The sequence below is a fragment of the Nocardia sp. CC201C genome, from assembly GCF_030010695.1.
Lineage (GTDB): Bacteria > Actinomycetota > Actinomycetes > Mycobacteriales > Mycobacteriaceae > Nocardia > Nocardia otitidiscaviarum.
In genome coordinates, this window is record NZ_JASCXP010000161.1 from 1 (window position 1) to 14,831 (window position 14,831).

Annotated in this window: 12 protein-coding genes; 6 read left to right on the forward strand and 6 right to left on the reverse strand. The window is 68.9% G+C overall.

The window, feature by feature from the left end; all coding sequences use genetic code 11:
- The first annotated feature begins 94 nt into the window (after nucleotides 1-94).
- Nucleotides 95-787, forward strand: coding sequence for a class I SAM-dependent methyltransferase (locus QK444_RS18085; RefSeq protein WP_282781823.1), 693 nt, complete (start codon nucleotides 95-97; stop codon nucleotides 785-787).
- On the opposite strand, the gene QK444_RS18090 is transcribed toward QK444_RS18085, so the two are convergent.
- From QK444_RS18090 to QK444_RS18100, 3 genes are all read right to left on the reverse strand, one after another.
- Complete coding sequence (locus QK444_RS18090) at nucleotides 784-1,401, reverse strand: dihydrofolate reductase family protein (RefSeq protein ID WP_282781825.1); 618 nt, start codon at nucleotides 1,399-1,401, stop codon at nucleotides 784-786. The genes QK444_RS18085 and QK444_RS18090 overlap by 4 nt on opposite strands.
- Nucleotides 1,402-1,440: 39 nt before the next feature.
- Entirely contained in the window at nucleotides 1,441-2,295 is an 855-nt protein-coding gene (locus QK444_RS18095; RefSeq protein ID WP_282781827.1) for an alpha/beta hydrolase, read from the reverse strand.
- 74 nt (nucleotides 2,296-2,369) lie between these two features.
- Nucleotides 2,370-2,999 carry an alpha/beta family hydrolase gene (locus QK444_RS18100; RefSeq protein ID WP_282781829.1) on the reverse strand — a complete coding sequence of 210 codons (630 nt, stop codon included), beginning with the start codon at nucleotides 2,997-2,999 and terminating at the stop codon, nucleotides 2,370-2,372.
- A gap of 403 nt (nucleotides 3,000-3,402) precedes the next feature.
- Between QK444_RS18100 and QK444_RS18105 the strand changes: the two genes are divergently transcribed.
- Entirely contained in the window at nucleotides 3,403-5,229 is a 1,827-nt protein-coding gene (locus QK444_RS18105) for an acyl-CoA dehydrogenase (protein WP_282781837.1), read from the forward strand.
- Between the two features lie 239 nt (nucleotides 5,230-5,468).
- Here the strand turns inward: QK444_RS18105 and QK444_RS18110 are convergent, their stop codons facing one another.
- Entirely contained in the window at nucleotides 5,469-7,265 is a 1,797-nt protein-coding gene (locus QK444_RS18110) for a VanW family protein (RefSeq protein ID WP_282781830.1), read from the reverse strand.
- Nucleotides 7,266-7,599: 334 nt separating this feature from the next.
- Between QK444_RS18110 and gnd the strand changes: the two genes are divergently transcribed.
- The 3 genes from gnd (at nucleotide 7,600) to QK444_RS18125 (ending at nucleotide 10,745) form a co-directional block, all read left to right on the forward strand.
- Nucleotides 7,600-8,628 carry a phosphogluconate dehydrogenase (NAD(+)-dependent, decarboxylating) gene (gene gnd, locus QK444_RS18115; protein WP_282781839.1) on the forward strand — a complete coding sequence of 343 codons (1,029 nt, stop codon included), beginning with the start codon at nucleotides 7,600-7,602 and terminating at the stop codon, nucleotides 8,626-8,628.
- A gap of 202 nt (nucleotides 8,629-8,830) precedes the next feature.
- Nucleotides 8,831-10,000 (forward strand): glycoside hydrolase family 3 N-terminal domain-containing protein, encoded by a 1,170-nt coding sequence (locus QK444_RS18120; protein WP_282781832.1) that lies wholly within the window; start codon nucleotides 8,831-8,833, stop codon nucleotides 9,998-10,000.
- A gap of 136 nt (nucleotides 10,001-10,136) precedes the next feature.
- Nucleotides 10,137-10,745 (forward strand): TetR/AcrR family transcriptional regulator, encoded by a 609-nt coding sequence (locus QK444_RS18125; RefSeq protein ID WP_282781834.1) that lies wholly within the window; start codon nucleotides 10,137-10,139, stop codon nucleotides 10,743-10,745.
- A 356-nt stretch (nucleotides 10,746-11,101) separates the two neighbouring features.
- Here the strand turns inward: QK444_RS18125 and QK444_RS18130 are convergent, their stop codons facing one another.
- Both QK444_RS18130 and QK444_RS18135 read right to left on the reverse strand, forming a co-directional pair.
- A complete protein-coding gene (locus QK444_RS18130) occupies nucleotides 11,102-11,968 on the reverse strand; it encodes a MaoC/PaaZ C-terminal domain-containing protein (RefSeq protein WP_282781841.1) in 867 nt (288 codons plus the stop codon).
- Nucleotides 11,968-13,326, reverse strand: coding sequence for a 3-oxoacyl-ACP reductase (locus tag QK444_RS18135; protein WP_282781835.1), 1,359 nt, complete (start codon nucleotides 13,324-13,326; stop codon nucleotides 11,968-11,970). The genes QK444_RS18130 and QK444_RS18135 overlap by 1 nt, the downstream gene beginning before the upstream one ends.
- Before the next feature lie 162 nt (nucleotides 13,327-13,488).
- Here QK444_RS18135 and QK444_RS18140 point away from each other — a divergent pair, with 162 nt between their 5' ends.
- Complete coding sequence (locus QK444_RS18140) at nucleotides 13,489-14,811, forward strand: acetyl-CoA C-acetyltransferase (RefSeq protein ID WP_039818075.1); 1,323 nt, start codon at nucleotides 13,489-13,491, stop codon at nucleotides 14,809-14,811.
- Nucleotides 14,812-14,831 lie beyond the last annotated feature (20 nt).

Consider the following 14,831-nt stretch of genomic DNA (forward strand, 5'->3'; position numbering starts at 1 on the left):
CGGCCCCCCCCCGGGGGGGGGGCGGCCCCGTTCTCGTTTCCGGTCACGGACCGCCGCCCACCGACGGGGCCGGGTGCGCTCATAGACTCGGGGTATGGACGCCGCCGCGTGGGACGAGAAGTACGCCAGCACCGAATTGGTCTGGGGCGCACCGCCGAGCGCGACCGTGGTCGAGCAGGTGTTCGGGCTGGAGCGGCGGTTCCCGCCGGGCGGCCCCGGCGAGCCGCGCCCCGAACTGCCGCGGGTGCTGGACCTCGGCTGCGGCGAGGGAGCCAATGCCATGTGGCTGGCCACCCACGGCTGGCAGGTGGACGCGGTCGATTTCGCGCAGGTCGGCATCGACAAGGGCCGCACGGTGGCCTCGCGACTGTCGCGGTCGGTGCGCAACCGCATCGACTGGCGCTACGGCGATATCACCGATCTCGACGCCCTCGGGATCACCGGCCCCTACGAACTGGTGCTGCTGGCCTACGTCCATCTCCCCGCGGAGCAGCGGCGGTCGCTGCTGCTGCGCGCCGTCGACATGCTCTCGCCCGAGGGTGTGCTGCTGGTCCTCGGCCACGACACCCGCAATCTCACCGAAGGCTATGGCGGCGAATCGGATCCGGCGCTGCTGTTCACCGCCGAGGACATCGTGGCCGATCTCGCCCCGGCCGGCGACCGTATCCGAGTGCGGGTGGCCGAGCGGCTGCAACGCCCGACCGAGCACCGCGATGCCATCGACGCCCTGGTGATCGCCACCAAGCCCGCCCCCGCGCCCGAGGTTTCGAAGGAACTGGAGTCCTAGCCCTGCTCCGTATGGGGGAGATGGGTTTTCGCCTGCTCGTATCCGCCGTCCACGGGAGCGTCCGCCGAGGTGTACACCAGGTACTGCACACCCGAGGAGAAGGTGCGCGCCGACAGCAGTTTCAGCGGAATCGGATCGCCCTCGTCGAACAGCCGCATTCCCTTGCGCACCGCGATCGGATGCACCATCAGGTGCAGTTCGTCGAGCAGACCGGCGGCGAGCAGCTGACGCACAACCGACGGTGAACCGCTCATGGCGATATCGGTCGCACCGGGCTCTTGTTTGAGCGCCCGCACGGCCGTGAGCAGGTCACCGCTCAGCACCTCGGTATTGCGCCAGTCCGAATCCAGCTCTCGGTGTGTGACAACGACTTTGCGGGCGTCACCGAGCGATTTGGCGAAGACGGCGTCGTCCCCGCCCGCGGCCTCGCGCTCCGGCCAGGCACCGGCGAAACTGTCGTAGGTATTGCGGCCGAGCAGCAACGTATCGGCACCACCGAGCTGTGCGCCGACCGCTTCGCCCATATCGTCGTCGAAGTACGGGAAATGCCAGTCCTGCGGGTCTTCGATGACGCCGTCGAGGGAAATGAAAAGTCCTGCGGTGATCTTTCGCATCGGATAGCTCCTGAGGATGAATCGGACTCGGTCGCGAGCCTACGGTTTCGCGGGTGACCAATCCGCATATTCGCCTGTACCCGAAATGAATTCACCGGCCGGCGGCAGCAGCAGTGAGATATCCGGATCGTGGCTCAGCTTGGGGATCTCCACGTGCCGGGCATTGGGCAGCACCTCGGTGACCGCCCGTGCCCCGGCCTGCAACAGCGCGCCGCTGCGGCCGCCGGAGATCACCAGCGTCGGCACCGTGACCCCGGCCCAGTCGGCGGGGCGCAGCGCGGTGCCGCGCATGAAGGGAGCCATGACCGCCCAGTCGTGCGCGGTCGACGGCGCGGTGGCGGTCAGCTTCTTCCAGAATCCGGACAGACGCATGGCGGCGACGAACATGCGCGGCACCCCCATGGCCTTGACCATGTAGTAGCGCACGATCGTGCCGCGCTGGTCGGCCGCGATCAGTTCGTGCAGCTTCTTGTCCAGATCGGCGGGCGGAACGTAGTGGTCGCGGGTGGCCACCACCGGCGGTTCGAAGGCCACCACACCCGTGATGCCCGGCACCCGACCGGAATGCGCCGCCCGCAGCGCCAGCACCGCACCCGAGGACCAGCCGAGCAGGGTCGCGCTGCCGCCGACCGCCTCCAGCAACGCGAGCAGGTCGTTGATCTCGTTCTCGACGTTGTAGATCCCCGGCACGTCACTGCTGTCGCCACGACCGCGCCGGTCGTAATTGATCACCGTGAGCCCGTATTCGTCGGCCAGCCGCCGCGCCAACTCCACCATCTTCGGGAATTCGCGATAGCCGAACGCGCCGCCGATCAGGATCACCGTGCCCGCGTCACCGCCCACGTACCGATCGAATGCGAGGGTGATTCCGGCGGGCGTGGTGATGGTCTCCACGGGTCATTCCTTTCGTCCGGCTCGCGCACCTGTGTGCGGCGAACACCGATGGGGACGGCGGTGCGTTCCGAAATTCATCGGCGCGCCCGGGACCGGGTCGGGTCGGCCGCGGTCCAGCGGCGCAGCCAGGTCTCGACCGTCTCGGCGATGTCGTCGAAACCGGCCCGATAGGAGTGTGCCTGGCCGGGGATCACCCGCACTTCGGCGGCGTCGCCGGGCTCGGGGATGCCGAAGGGATCCCGTGCCCCGTTCACCACGACGACCTCGATATCCCCGGGGGCGAGCAGTTCCTCGCGCCGGGACTTCTCCGGCTTCCCGGGCGGATGCAGCGGGAACGACAGCGCCACCACGCCCCGCGCGCCGACCGCGCCGGCGGTGCGGCAGGCCACGCGCGCGCCGTTGCTGCGGCCGCCCTGGACGAGGGGGAGTTTCGCGAACTTCGCGCGCACGGCGGCGACGATCTCCTGCCAGGCCGCGTCCTGGGCGACGGCCGAGCCGGGTGCGCGCCGCCCGGCCACCCGGTAGGGCTGTGTCACCAGGGCCACCGCCCCGCCCAGTGCGAGTGCCCGATCACGCACGGCGAGAAGATCTTTCGCATCCGTGCCGCCGCCGGATCCGTGCGTCAGCACCAGCAGGAACGCGGCCTTCCCCGCGGGTCGGGCGATCTCCACCTCGGCCGGTCCGGCACTCGTCTCGATGCGCATGAACGCACGGTATCCACCCGCCCGGCCGACCCGCGCGCGCCACACCCCGGGGCGCTGCGTGGCAAGTGCCGATGGGTCCGATACGTCCGATTCCCCGCCCCGCCGACCTCACCGTGGATGATCGCGCACGGTGCGCGGCAACCCGCCCCCACCTGCCCGGATGGCCCCCTAGCTGCGACAACGGAAATCCCTCGGGCGCAAGGCGGCCGCGGGCGATCAGCAACCCGCGTGCTTCTCGTCACATTGGGCCGAGATGTTCTTGGCGGAGGCCCTACCCGTGGGTAACATGGCGCATAAGTTACCCGCTAGTAGCCTGCCTTTACGCTGTCTAGCCGGAGGACCGACGGGCGGGAACGGCAACCACCGAACCGCACCCATCTCAATGGAGAGTGAGTACACGGCCATGGGTCACTACAAGAGCAATGTTCGCGACCTCGAGTTCAACCTCTTCGAGGTGCTCGGCATCGGCAGCCTCCTCGACGGCGGCGCCTACGGTGATCTCGACACCGACACGGTGAAGGAAATGCTCGCGGAGGTCCGCCGCCTCGCCGAGGGCCCGCTCGCGGAGTCCTTCGCCGACGCCGACCGCAACCCGCCGACCTTCGATCCGGCCACCCACACCGTCACCCTGCCGGAGTCCTTCAAGAAGTCCTACCGCGCCCTCGAGGACGGCGGCTGGTCCAAGGTTCCGGTGCGCGAGGAGCTCGGCGGCCTCGGCGCCCCGAGCGTCATCGGCTGGGCGCTGGGCGAAATGATCCTCGGCGCCAATCCCGCGGCCCAGATGTACGCCGCCGGAGCCGGTTTCGCGCAGGTCTTCTACAACAACGGCACCGACGAGCAGAAGAAGTGGGCCCAGGTCATCGCCGACCGCAACTGGGGCGCCACCATGGTGCTGACCGAGCCGGACGCCGGTTCGGACGTCGGCGCGGGCCGCACCAAGGCCGTCCAGCAGGAGGACGGCTCCTGGCACATCGAGGGCGTCAAGCGCTTCATCACCTCGGGTGACTCCGACGACCTGTTCGAGAACATCATGCACCTGGTGCTGGCCCGCCCCGAGGGCGCGGGACCGGGCACCAAGGGCCTGTCGCTGTTCTACGTGCCGAAGTACCACTTCGACTTCGAGACCCAGACCCTGGGTGAGCGCAACGGCGTGTTCGTCACCAATGTCGAGCACAAGATGGGCATCAAGGTCTCGGCCACCTGTGAGGTCACCTTCGGCGGCCACGGCGTGCCCGCCAAGGGCTGGCTGGTCGGCGAGGTGCACAACGGCATCGCGCAGATGTTCGACGTCATCGAGAACGCTCGCATGATGGTCGGAACCAAGGCCATCGCCACCCTGTCGACCGGCTACCTGAACGCCCTCGAGTACGCCAAGACTCGTGTGCAGGGTGCCGACCTGACCCAGATGACCGACAAGACCGCGCCGCGCGTCACCATCACCCACCACCCGGACGTGCGTCGTTCGCTGGCCATGCAGAAGGCGTACGCCGAGGGCCTGCGCGCCGTGTACCTGTACACCGCCGCGCACCAGAACGAGGATGTCGCACAGCTGGTTTCGGGTGCGGACTCCGACGTGGCCTTCCGCGTCAACGACCTGCTGCTGCCCATCGTCAAGGGTGTCGGTTCCGAGCGCGCCTACCAGTACCTGACCGAATCGCTGCAGACCTTCGGTGGCTCCGGCTTCCTGCAGGACTACCCGATCGAGCAGTACATCCGCGACGCCAAGATCGACTCGCTGTACGAGGGCACCACCGCCATCCAGGCGCAGGACTTCTTCTTCCGCAAGATCGCCCGCGACCGCGGTGTGGCGCTGGCCCACGTGGCCGGTCAGATCCAGAAGTTCATCGAGCGCGAGGGTGGCAACGGCCGTCTGAAGGCCGAGCGCAAGCTGCTCGCCACCGCCCTCGAGGATGTGCAGGCCATGGCCGCCACCCTGACCGGGCACCTGATGGGCGCCCAGCAGGATCCGAAGGAGCTGTACAAGGTCGGCCTGGGTTCGGTGCGCTTCCTGCTCGCCGTGGGTGACCTGCTCATCGGCTGGCAGCTGCTGGCGCAGGCCGAGGTCGCCATCAAGGCTCTCGACGGCGGCTCGACCGAGCCCTTCTACCAGGGCAAGGTTGCCACCGCGCAGTTCTTCGCCCGCAATGTCCTGCCGGAGCTGACCTCCGTCCGCACCGTCCTGTCGAACCTCGACAACGACATCATGGAGCTGGACGAGGCCGCGTTCTGACGTAGCCCTTCCATACCGGAAGACAACACAACGGCCCGGTGATCCCGGGCCGTTGTGCTATGTGCGGGGCGTTGTCCCCAGCACGGGCCGTGCCTGTCGAAAAGACCAACGGCATATGTCGATTCGGTTACCTCAGGTAACAACTCACATCGGTTATCCACAGCTGTGCATCGGGTTATCCACAGCTGGTGGATAACCCGATGGTGTTGCGCCGTGGAGATATTCGGCAGGAGAGAAGGTCAGCGGCCCGAGTCCTCGTCCGCGTCCTCACCCGAATCCTCGCCCGGCGCTACGCACTTCACGACCGGGATGGGGTCGTACTTCACCGTGCGGGTGTGGCGGGAGATCTCCTTGCCGGTGCGGTAGTCGCGGATGACGCGGGTGTCGGAGGTGGTGAAACCGGGCGCGCCCTCGGTGGCGATGCAGTCGTCGCCCTTGGGGAGGGTGATGGTGGTGGGTTCGGTCTCCTTGGTGCGGGGACCCGGGATGGATTCCACATCAACGGTTTTGGTGCTCCACAGGCGCACGGTGACGGTGGAGCTGTCAGCGCTGGCCTCGATGTAGACGCCGTAGGGGGTGTTGTTGCGGAACTGGAGGTCGATCGCGCCGTCGAAGACCGTGGCCTCACGCGCGGCCGGATAGCGCGAGATGTAGTAGCTGTGCTCGGTGTGCCCCGCGTCCTCCATACCGGCGAAGTAGGCGGCGTTGTAGAGCGTGGTGGCGAACTGGCTGATACCGCCGCCGACCGCGGTGCTGGGGCGGCCCTTGTCGATGATTCCGGATTCCACATAGCCCTCGGCGGCCCCGCGGGTACCGGTGAAACCGTTGAGCGAGAAGGTATCTCCGGGCAGCACGATCGCACCGTTCACCTTGGCGGCCACGGTGCGGATATTGACGCCGGACGGCCCGCTGAATCCGCCGGTGGTGAACGAGCCCACCACCTCGACCAGGCCCAGCTTCTCGGCGGCCTCGGTGGTCAGCTTGGGCTGCACCGGCTCGTAGACCACCGCCGCGGTGCGCTCACCGGTGGCGCTCACCAGTTGCGGGAGCGCCTCGAGGGTCTTCGGCCAGGAGATCTTGTCGCCCACCACGGCGGGCACCAGCGTGAGTCGGTTGCCGCCGGGTTCGAAGGTGGCGTCCTTCGGCTCCACCTCGGTCGGCGCCAGCTGCGGTGCGAGCGCGGCGATCGCGGCATCGTTGTCGTAGGCGAGGGCCAGACCACCGTGACCGTCGGGGGTGAAGCGCAGCACGGTCGCGAGCTGCGCGGGTTCGAGGGTCCCGTTGCCGCCCTTGCCGGTGAAGGTCACCGGTGACTGCACGGCGGGTTCGGCGAGGGTGCTCACCGCGGTGTCCACGCCCTGCCGCGTCACCTCCGCGCGGGTCGAGATCACCGGCAGGTCCAGGACGCCGCCGTCGGCCCAGTGCTCGAGCAGGGTGGTGCGGGCGGCCGGTGCGTCCAGTACCCGACCCGGCACCGGATACACCGGCACGGGTCTGGCGTCCTCGAAACGCACTGTGCCCTCGACCGGTTGCAGATCGAAGGCGCGCAGCTCCTGCACCTGCCGATCCAGCGCCGCGTCGTCGACGTCGGCGACCGGGGACACCGCACGATCGGTGAACAGCGACGCCAGCCGGACGAACGGGTTGAGCGGCTGGCCGCCGATCCGGTCCCAGGTGGCGGTCCAGTCCACCCCCAGACCGGCATTGGCGGGCACGAAGGTCGCGCTCTCGTCGCCGACGCGGACGGTCAGCGGCTGGGTGGCGCGGCTGTTCAGCTCCAGCTCCAGGACCGACTGCGCGGCGGCGCGGTCCATGCCGCCGATATCGATGCCCGCCACCTGGACCCCGCGCGGCACCTCGCCGGAGGACATCGCCCAGTCCGCGGCGTAGGCGATACCGGACAGCGCCATCAGCACACCGGCTGCGATTCCGGCGCGGCGGGCGGTGGCCGAGTCGAGGAACCGGGTACCGGGCGCGGGCTCCGGACCGGTGTTCCGAGTCGGCGTGTGGCGGCCGGTACTGGATCCGCTGGTCACGAACCACCCTCCCGATGGTCGGAGAAAAGGGCACCCGCGCACGCGAGTTCACCGCACACCATAGTGGGAGACACCGGCATCCGACGATTCCCTGGCCCACGGCAAACCCTGTGCAACAGGTCACTGAACAAGGAAAGAGCCCCGTGCGGTTGCCGGGTCGGGGGTCTGGCAACAGCACGGAGCCACCCTCTCTATCGAGCCCCGTCAGCATGCGTTACACCCCGCGCCCGGGAATCCCGGAAAAAACCCGAAACCGGCGAGCGGGACAATCGAGGAGGTTGCTACCGCAGCGCTCGGCCACGCCGAGGATCGAGACGACTCGAGGGAGATGAGTATGCAGCTGGGAATGATCGGCCTGGGCCGGATGGGCGCCAATATCGTGCGCCGCATCGCCGCCGCCGGGCACACCGCGGTGGGATACGACCGCAACGGCCCGCATGTCGACGAGCTCGGCGCGGAACTCGGCGACCGCTTCTCCGGCACCACCGACCTGCCGAAGTTCGTGGCCATGCTGGAGACCCCCCGCGTGGTCTGGGTGATGATCCCCGCCGGAGCCACCGGCGCGGTCATCGACCAGCTCGCCGACCTGCTGGAGCCCGGCGACATCATCATCGACGGCGGCAACAGCCGCTACCACGAGGACATCGCACGGGCGCAAGCGCTGCGGCCCAAGGGGATTCACTACCTGGACATCGGCACCTCGGGCGGCGTGTTCGGCCGCGACCGCGGCTTCTGCCTGATGATCGGCGGCGAGGCCGAACAGGTGGAATACCTCGAACCCCTGCTGAAGTCCATCGCCCCCGGGGTCGAGGCCGCACCGCGCACCCCCGGCCGCACCGGCGAACCGTCGCCCGCCGAGCAGGGCTATCTGCACTGCGGCCCAGCGGGCGCGGGCCACTTCGTGAAGATGGTGCACAACGGCATCGAGTACGGGGCCATGGCCGCCTACGCCGAGGGCATGAACATCCTGCACAAGGCGAATGTGGGCAAGCAGCGGGATGTCGAGCACTCCGCCGAGGTGACGCCGCTCGAACATCCCGAGCACTACTGCTACGACATCGACATCCCCGAGGTCACCGAGGTGTGGCGGCGCGGTTCGGTGGTCGCCTCCTGGCTGCTCGACCTCACCGCGGCCGAACTGCACGCCGACCCGAACCTGGACTCCTTCGGCGGTCGCGTCTCCGACTCCGGTGAGGGCCGCTGGACCCTCGACGCCGCCATCGACGAGGGGGTGCCCGCACCCGTGCTCGCCGCCGCGCTCTTCCAGCGCTTCTCCTCGCGCGGTGAATCGCTGTACGCCGACAAGGTGCTCTCCGCCATGCGCCAGGCGTTCGGCGGGCACCATGAACTACCCGGGAAGTAGCCGCCACGCGGATCACCGTGGTCGCGCCGACGGGGCCCGGCACATCCGCCGACACATCACCGCGGTCGCGCCGACCGTCCCCGCGTACCCGGCATTCGGCTCGGGTGGATACGGCGGCGCGCGCCACCTCGACCCCACCGACGCGCGACGACACCCTGAAGTCGGGGTGGGCGGCCGTGCCGGTGGCGGCTACCGTCGGGGCATGCGCATCTTCCCCGGGATCGTGCTCGCCATGGCCGCGGTCGTGCTGACCGCATGCTCCGGTGGCGGTGGCGGTGGCGAGACCGCCGCAGACCGGACCGCCACCACCACCGGTGCCACCGACACCACCACCGAAACGACCAGCACTGCGGCGCAACAGGATTGCGCCGCGGGCTACCTGGCGCAGTTCACGCTGCGGCAGAAGCTGGCGCAGCTGATCACCGTGGGCGTCACCGACGCCGCGGACGCGGAGAACGTGGTGCGCACCGAGCAGGTGGGCGGCATCTTCGTGGGCGGCTGGACCGATAAGGCGCTGCTGGCCCAGCACCAGATCGACGCGGTGCTGGCGGCGTCGCGCACCCCGCTCATGGTGACCGTGGACGAGGAGGGCGGGCGGGTGTCGCGGCTGCGCGACCTCATCGGCTCGGCCCCGTCGGCGCGGGTGGTCGCCCAGACCATGAGTGTGGAGGAGTACTACCAGCTCAGCCTGGAGCGCGGCCGGAAGATGAAGGCGCTCGGCATCACCGTGGACTTCGCGCCCGATGTGGACGTGAGCAGCCAGCCCGACGACTCGGTGATCGGCGACCGGTCCTACTCCGACGATCCCCAGGTGGTCACGGAGTACGCCGGGGCGTTCATCCGGGCCATGAACGAGGCCGGGGTGGGCACGGTCATGAAGCACTTCCCGGGCCACGGCGCGGGGTCGGGCGATTCGCACACCGGCGCGGTGCGCACGCCGCCGCTGGAACAGCTGCTGGACCGCGATCTGGTGCCGTTTCGGGGGCTGATCGAATCCGGTGCGGCGGTCATGATCGGACATCTCGATGTGCCCGGACTCACCAACCCGAATGTGCCCGCGAGTATCAGTCCCGAGGTGATGGCACTGCTGCGCACCGGTACCGGCTACGGTGCGGCACCCTTCGACGGAGTGATATTCACCGACGATCTGGGCGGCATGGCGGCCATTACCAGCCGCATGTCGATCGCGGAGGCGGTGGAATCCGCCCTGGTCGCGGGGGCGGACAATGCCCTGTGGATTACCACAGACGCGGTGACGAGCGTGCTCGACCGACTCGAGCAGGCGGTCGCCAGTGGCCGTCTGCCGGGTAGCCAGGTGGATGCCTCGGTACTGCGCATGGCAAGGTTCAAGGGCACTGGGCCGCGCTGCTGACGTCTGGACGACCGGCGACCGAGAAGCCCTTATCGACGCTGCACGGTGCGTATCGCGAGCGAATCTTCCGCAATGTTGAGCTCGCGGAACTTACCATGGAGTAAGATAAGGGTTTCGACATGTCCTAGGAGTGTGGATGGCAGGCGGAACGAAGCGGCTACCCCGGGCGGTTCGTGAGCAGCAGATGCTGGACGCCGCCGTAACGGTGTTCTCGCACAAGGGCTATCACGACACCTCCATGGACGCGATCGCGGCCGAGGCCAAGATCTCCAAGCCCATGCTGTACCTGTACTACGGCTCCAAGGACGAATTGTTCCGCGCCTGCATCCACCGCGAGAGCATGCGCTTCATCGAGGCCGTCGCGGTGGCGGGCAACCCCAAACTGACCCCGCACGAGCAGTTGCGGGCGGGCCTCGAGGCCTTCCTGTCCTACGTGGACAACAACCGGCTGTCCTGGCAGGTGCTCTACCGGCAGGCGCTGAACCAGCAACCGTTCGCGCCGGACATCATCAACAGCCGCGACCGGATCATCGAACTCACCGCCAAACTGCTGGAATCCAGCGCCAAGTACGCCGAACCGGGCACCAATTTCGAGATCGTGTCCGTCGCGGTGATCGGGGCGGGCGAGGCCATCGCCGACCGGGTCGCCAGCGGTGAGGTGGAGGTCCGCCAGGCCGTCGACCTGCTGGACAACCTGGCCTGGCGCGGTCTGGCAGGGCGCAAACCCGAACCGTCCGCCGAGTAGCGAGTTCCCGCCGAGCGGAGTGTGGATTCGACGAGTACGGCCGGGCCTGCGCACTCGCCGCACATATGGCGGCACCGCGCCCGAGCGGGGGCGGGCCGCCGGTGCGAAGCGGCAGCGGGCGACCGAGCCGGGGGCGGCGCTCGCGGGATCGTGATGCGAGCGCCTCCGACCCGGATCCGGGATGTGCGAGGCGCTGTGATCGGGGGTGAAAGCACAGAGCCGCGCACCGTGTCACCGAACCGGATGTCGATACCCCTGCGAGCCGACATTCGGTTGGGACGGTGCGCGGCTCCGGTCCCCCTGGTCCGGGGTCGAGCTTCGCGCGGGGCGGTCGAGAGATCCGACCGCCCGGCAACTCAACGCAGCGTAGCGGTCAGGTGCGGGTACCCCTTCTTCGGGTGGCGCAGGGCCAGGTCCCAACCGCCTTCCACCTGGTCGGCGTAGACGTTCACCGTGGAGGGCAGGAGGATCGGCTTGCCGAACTTGACGTCGTAGGTGGCCTTGCCGGGGACACGGCCCTCGATATTGGCGAGCACGTTCGCCGCCGACCACATGCCGTGCGCGATGGGCTTCGGGAAGCCGAACGCCTTGGCCCCCAACACCGAGGTGTGGATGGGGTTGTGGTCACCCGACGCCGCGGCGTACCGGTTGATCATCTGCTGATCCACCCGGGTCTGGCGCATCGGCGGCGGCGGCACCTCGTCCGGCTTGGGCTCGGGCTTGGGGCCGCCCGACAGCGAGGTGCGCTGCTGGTGCAGGAAGGTGGTGACCTGCCGCCACACCTGCTCACGGCCGACGCTCACCGCGGTGACGGCGTCCACCAGCAGGCCCTTGGGGTGCTCGCGCAGGTTCTCGATATGGGTCTCGAAATCCAGCGGCTCCGACACCGAGATGTCGCGGGTGCGCTCGATCAGGTTCTGCGCGTGCACCGCGCCCACCGCGACGAACGGGAAGTCGCGGGCCACCACCAGCTGCATGGCCAGCGGGAAGCTCAGGATGAACGGGTAGGTCAGCGGCAGCGCGTCGCCGAAGCGCAGACCGGTGGCCCGGCAGTACGCCGACAGGTGATCGGGATCGACCCGCAGCCCCCGCAACTTCACCACCCGGTCGGGCAGGGTGGACGGCCGGTTCGACAGACCCGGCACCGGAATGGCCCCCAGCGCCGCCTTGACGAAAAGGCTGCTGTTCTTCGGGGTTTCGGTGAGCGTGATGGTCTCGGTCATCATGCTCCGATCAGGGCCTGGCCGCAGACGCGAACCACGTTGCCGCTCACCGCGTTCGAGGCCGGGGACGCGAAGTAGGCGATGGTCTCGGCCACATCCACGGTCTGACCGCCCTGCAGCAGCGAGGACAGCAGGCGGCCCGCCTCGCGGGTGCCCAGCGGAATGGCGGCGGTCATGGCGGTCTCGATGAAGCCCGGGGCCACCGCATTGATGGTGATGCCCTTCTCCGCCAGCTTCGGAGCCTCGGCGTTCACCATGCCGATGACACCGGCCTTGGAGGCGCCGTAGTTGGTCTGGCCGCGGTTGCCCGCGATACCGGCGATGGAGGACACGTCGATCACGCGGCCGCCCTCCTTGAGCGCGCCCTTGGCCACCAGGCCCTCGGTAATGCGGTGCGGAGCGGCCAGATTCACGTTGATGACCGAGTTCCAGCGGCCCTCGTCCATATTGGCGAGCAGCTTGTCGCGGGTGATACCGGCGTTGTGCACGATGATGTCGACGCCGCCGAAGCGCTCGGTGGCGAACTCGGCGATCTTCTCCGCGGCGTCCGGGGCGGTGACGTCGAGAGCCAGCGCGGTGCCGCCGACCTTGTTGGCGGTCTCGGCCAGCGCCTCACCGGCGGCGGGGATGTCGGCCACGATCACGGTCGCGCCGTCGCGCGCGAACACCTCGGCGATGGTCGCGCCGATACCGCGGGCCGCGCCGGTGACCACGGCGACCTTGCCGTCCAGGGGCTTGTCCCAGGAGGCGGGGGCGGTGGAGTCGTCCTTGCCGACGCGGAAGACCTGGCCGTCGACGAAGGCCGACTTGGCCGAGAGGATGAAGCGCAGGGTGGACTCCAGGCCGGTGGCGGCGGCCGCGGCCTCCGGGTGCAGGTACACCAGGTTGCAGGTGGCGCCGCGCAGCAGTTCCTTGCCGACCGAGCGGGTGAAGCCCTCGAGCGCGCGCTGGGCGATCTGCTCGTCCACGGACGCGGCCAGCTCGGGGGTGGTGCCGACCACCAGCACACGGCCGGAGGGAGCGATGCTGCGCATGGCGGGCTGGAAGAACTCGTACAGCTGCTCGAGCTCCTCGATGGTGCGGATGCCGGTGGCGTCGAAGACCAGCGCGCCGAACTTCACGCCCGGCGACACCGCATCGACGAAGGTGTAGTCCGAGAGCAGGTTCCGCACGGCGTCGGCGACGCGACCCTTGCCGCCGACGAGTACCGGACCCGGCAGCGCGGGCTCACCGGCCCGGTAGCGGCGCAGGGTCTCCGGCTGCGGCAGACCCAGCTTGCTCGCCAGGAACGCGCCGGGGGCGGAGTGGATGAACGATCCGTACAGGTTGGGAGCGCCCTTGCTCTTGCTGGCAGCCACTGGTTCCTACCTTCTCTTCTCGTCGGTGCCCGGAAGCGATGTCGCGCACATGGGCGGGGTACGGTGTCGACAATGAACTTACTCCAGAGTAAGTTTAATGTAAACCAGGCCCGATCCCACCGACCGGGCATGCCGGACCCCGACGAGACACTGGAGACTCGAGTGACCACCAAAGCCCGTTCGGCGAAGGCCGCGGCCAAGAACACCAAGCAGGCGCGCCCCGTCGCCATCCTCGGCGGCAACCGGATTCCGTTCGCCCGCTCCGACGGCAAGTACGCGCACGCCTCCAACCAGGACATGTTCACCGCGGCGCTGGACGGACTGGTCGCCCGGTACGGCCTGCAGGGCGAGCGCCTCGGCATGGTCGTCGGCGGCGCGGTGCTCAAGCGCGTCGGTGAGCACGGCATGATCCGGGAGAGCGTGCTCGGCTCCACCCTGTCCCCCTACACCCCCGCCCACGACCTGCAGCTCGCCTGCGGCACCGGCCTGCAGTCCATCGTGACCGTCGGCGACGGTATCGCGCTGGGCCGCATCGAATCCGGCATCGGCGGCGGCACCGACACCACCTCCGACGCGCCGATCGGCGTCAGCGAATCCATGCGCGAGTGGATGCTCGACGCCAACCGCGCCCGCAAGAACTCCGACTACGTGAAGCTGGTCGGCCGCCTGCGCCCGTCCATGGTCGGCATCGAGATCCCGCGCAATGCCGAACCGCGCACCGGGCTGTCCATGGGTGAGCACGCCGCCATCACCGCCAAGGAGTTCGGCATCGCCCGCGAGGCGCAGGACGAGCTGGCCTACCTGTCGCACAAGAACATGGCGGCCGCCTACGACCGCGGCTTCTTCGACGACCTGGTCACCCCGTTCCTCGGGCTTACCCGCGACGACAACCTGCGACCCGGCTCGACCATCGAGAAGCTGTCCACCCTGAAGCCGGTCTTCGGCGTGAAGCTGGGCGACGCCACCATGACCGCGGGCAACTCCACCCCGCTCACCGACGGCGCGTCCGCGGTGCTGCTCGGCTCCGAGGAGTGGGCCGCCGCGCACAACCTGAAGCCGCTTGCCTACCTGGTGGATTCGGAGGTCGCGGCCGTCGACTACATCCACGGGCCGGACGGTCTGCTGATGGCCCCCACCTACGCGGTGCCGCGCATGCTGGCGCGCAACGGGCTGAAGCTGCAGGACTTCGACTACTACGAGATCCACGAGGCGTTCGCCTCCGTGGTGCTCGCCACCCTGCAGGCGTGGGAGTCGGACCAGTACTGCAAGGAGCGGCTGGGCCTGGACGGCGCGCTGGGGCCGATCGACCGCACCAAGCTGAACGTGAACGGATCCTCGCTGGCGGCGGGCCATCCGTTCGCCGCCACCGGTGGGCGCATCATCGCGCAGACCGCCAAGCTGCTGGAGGAGAAGGGCGGGGGCCGGGCGCTCGTCTCCATCTGCGCGGCGGGCGGCCAGGGTGTGGTCGCGATCGTCGAGCGGTAGACGGTCCGGAGTTACGCGGG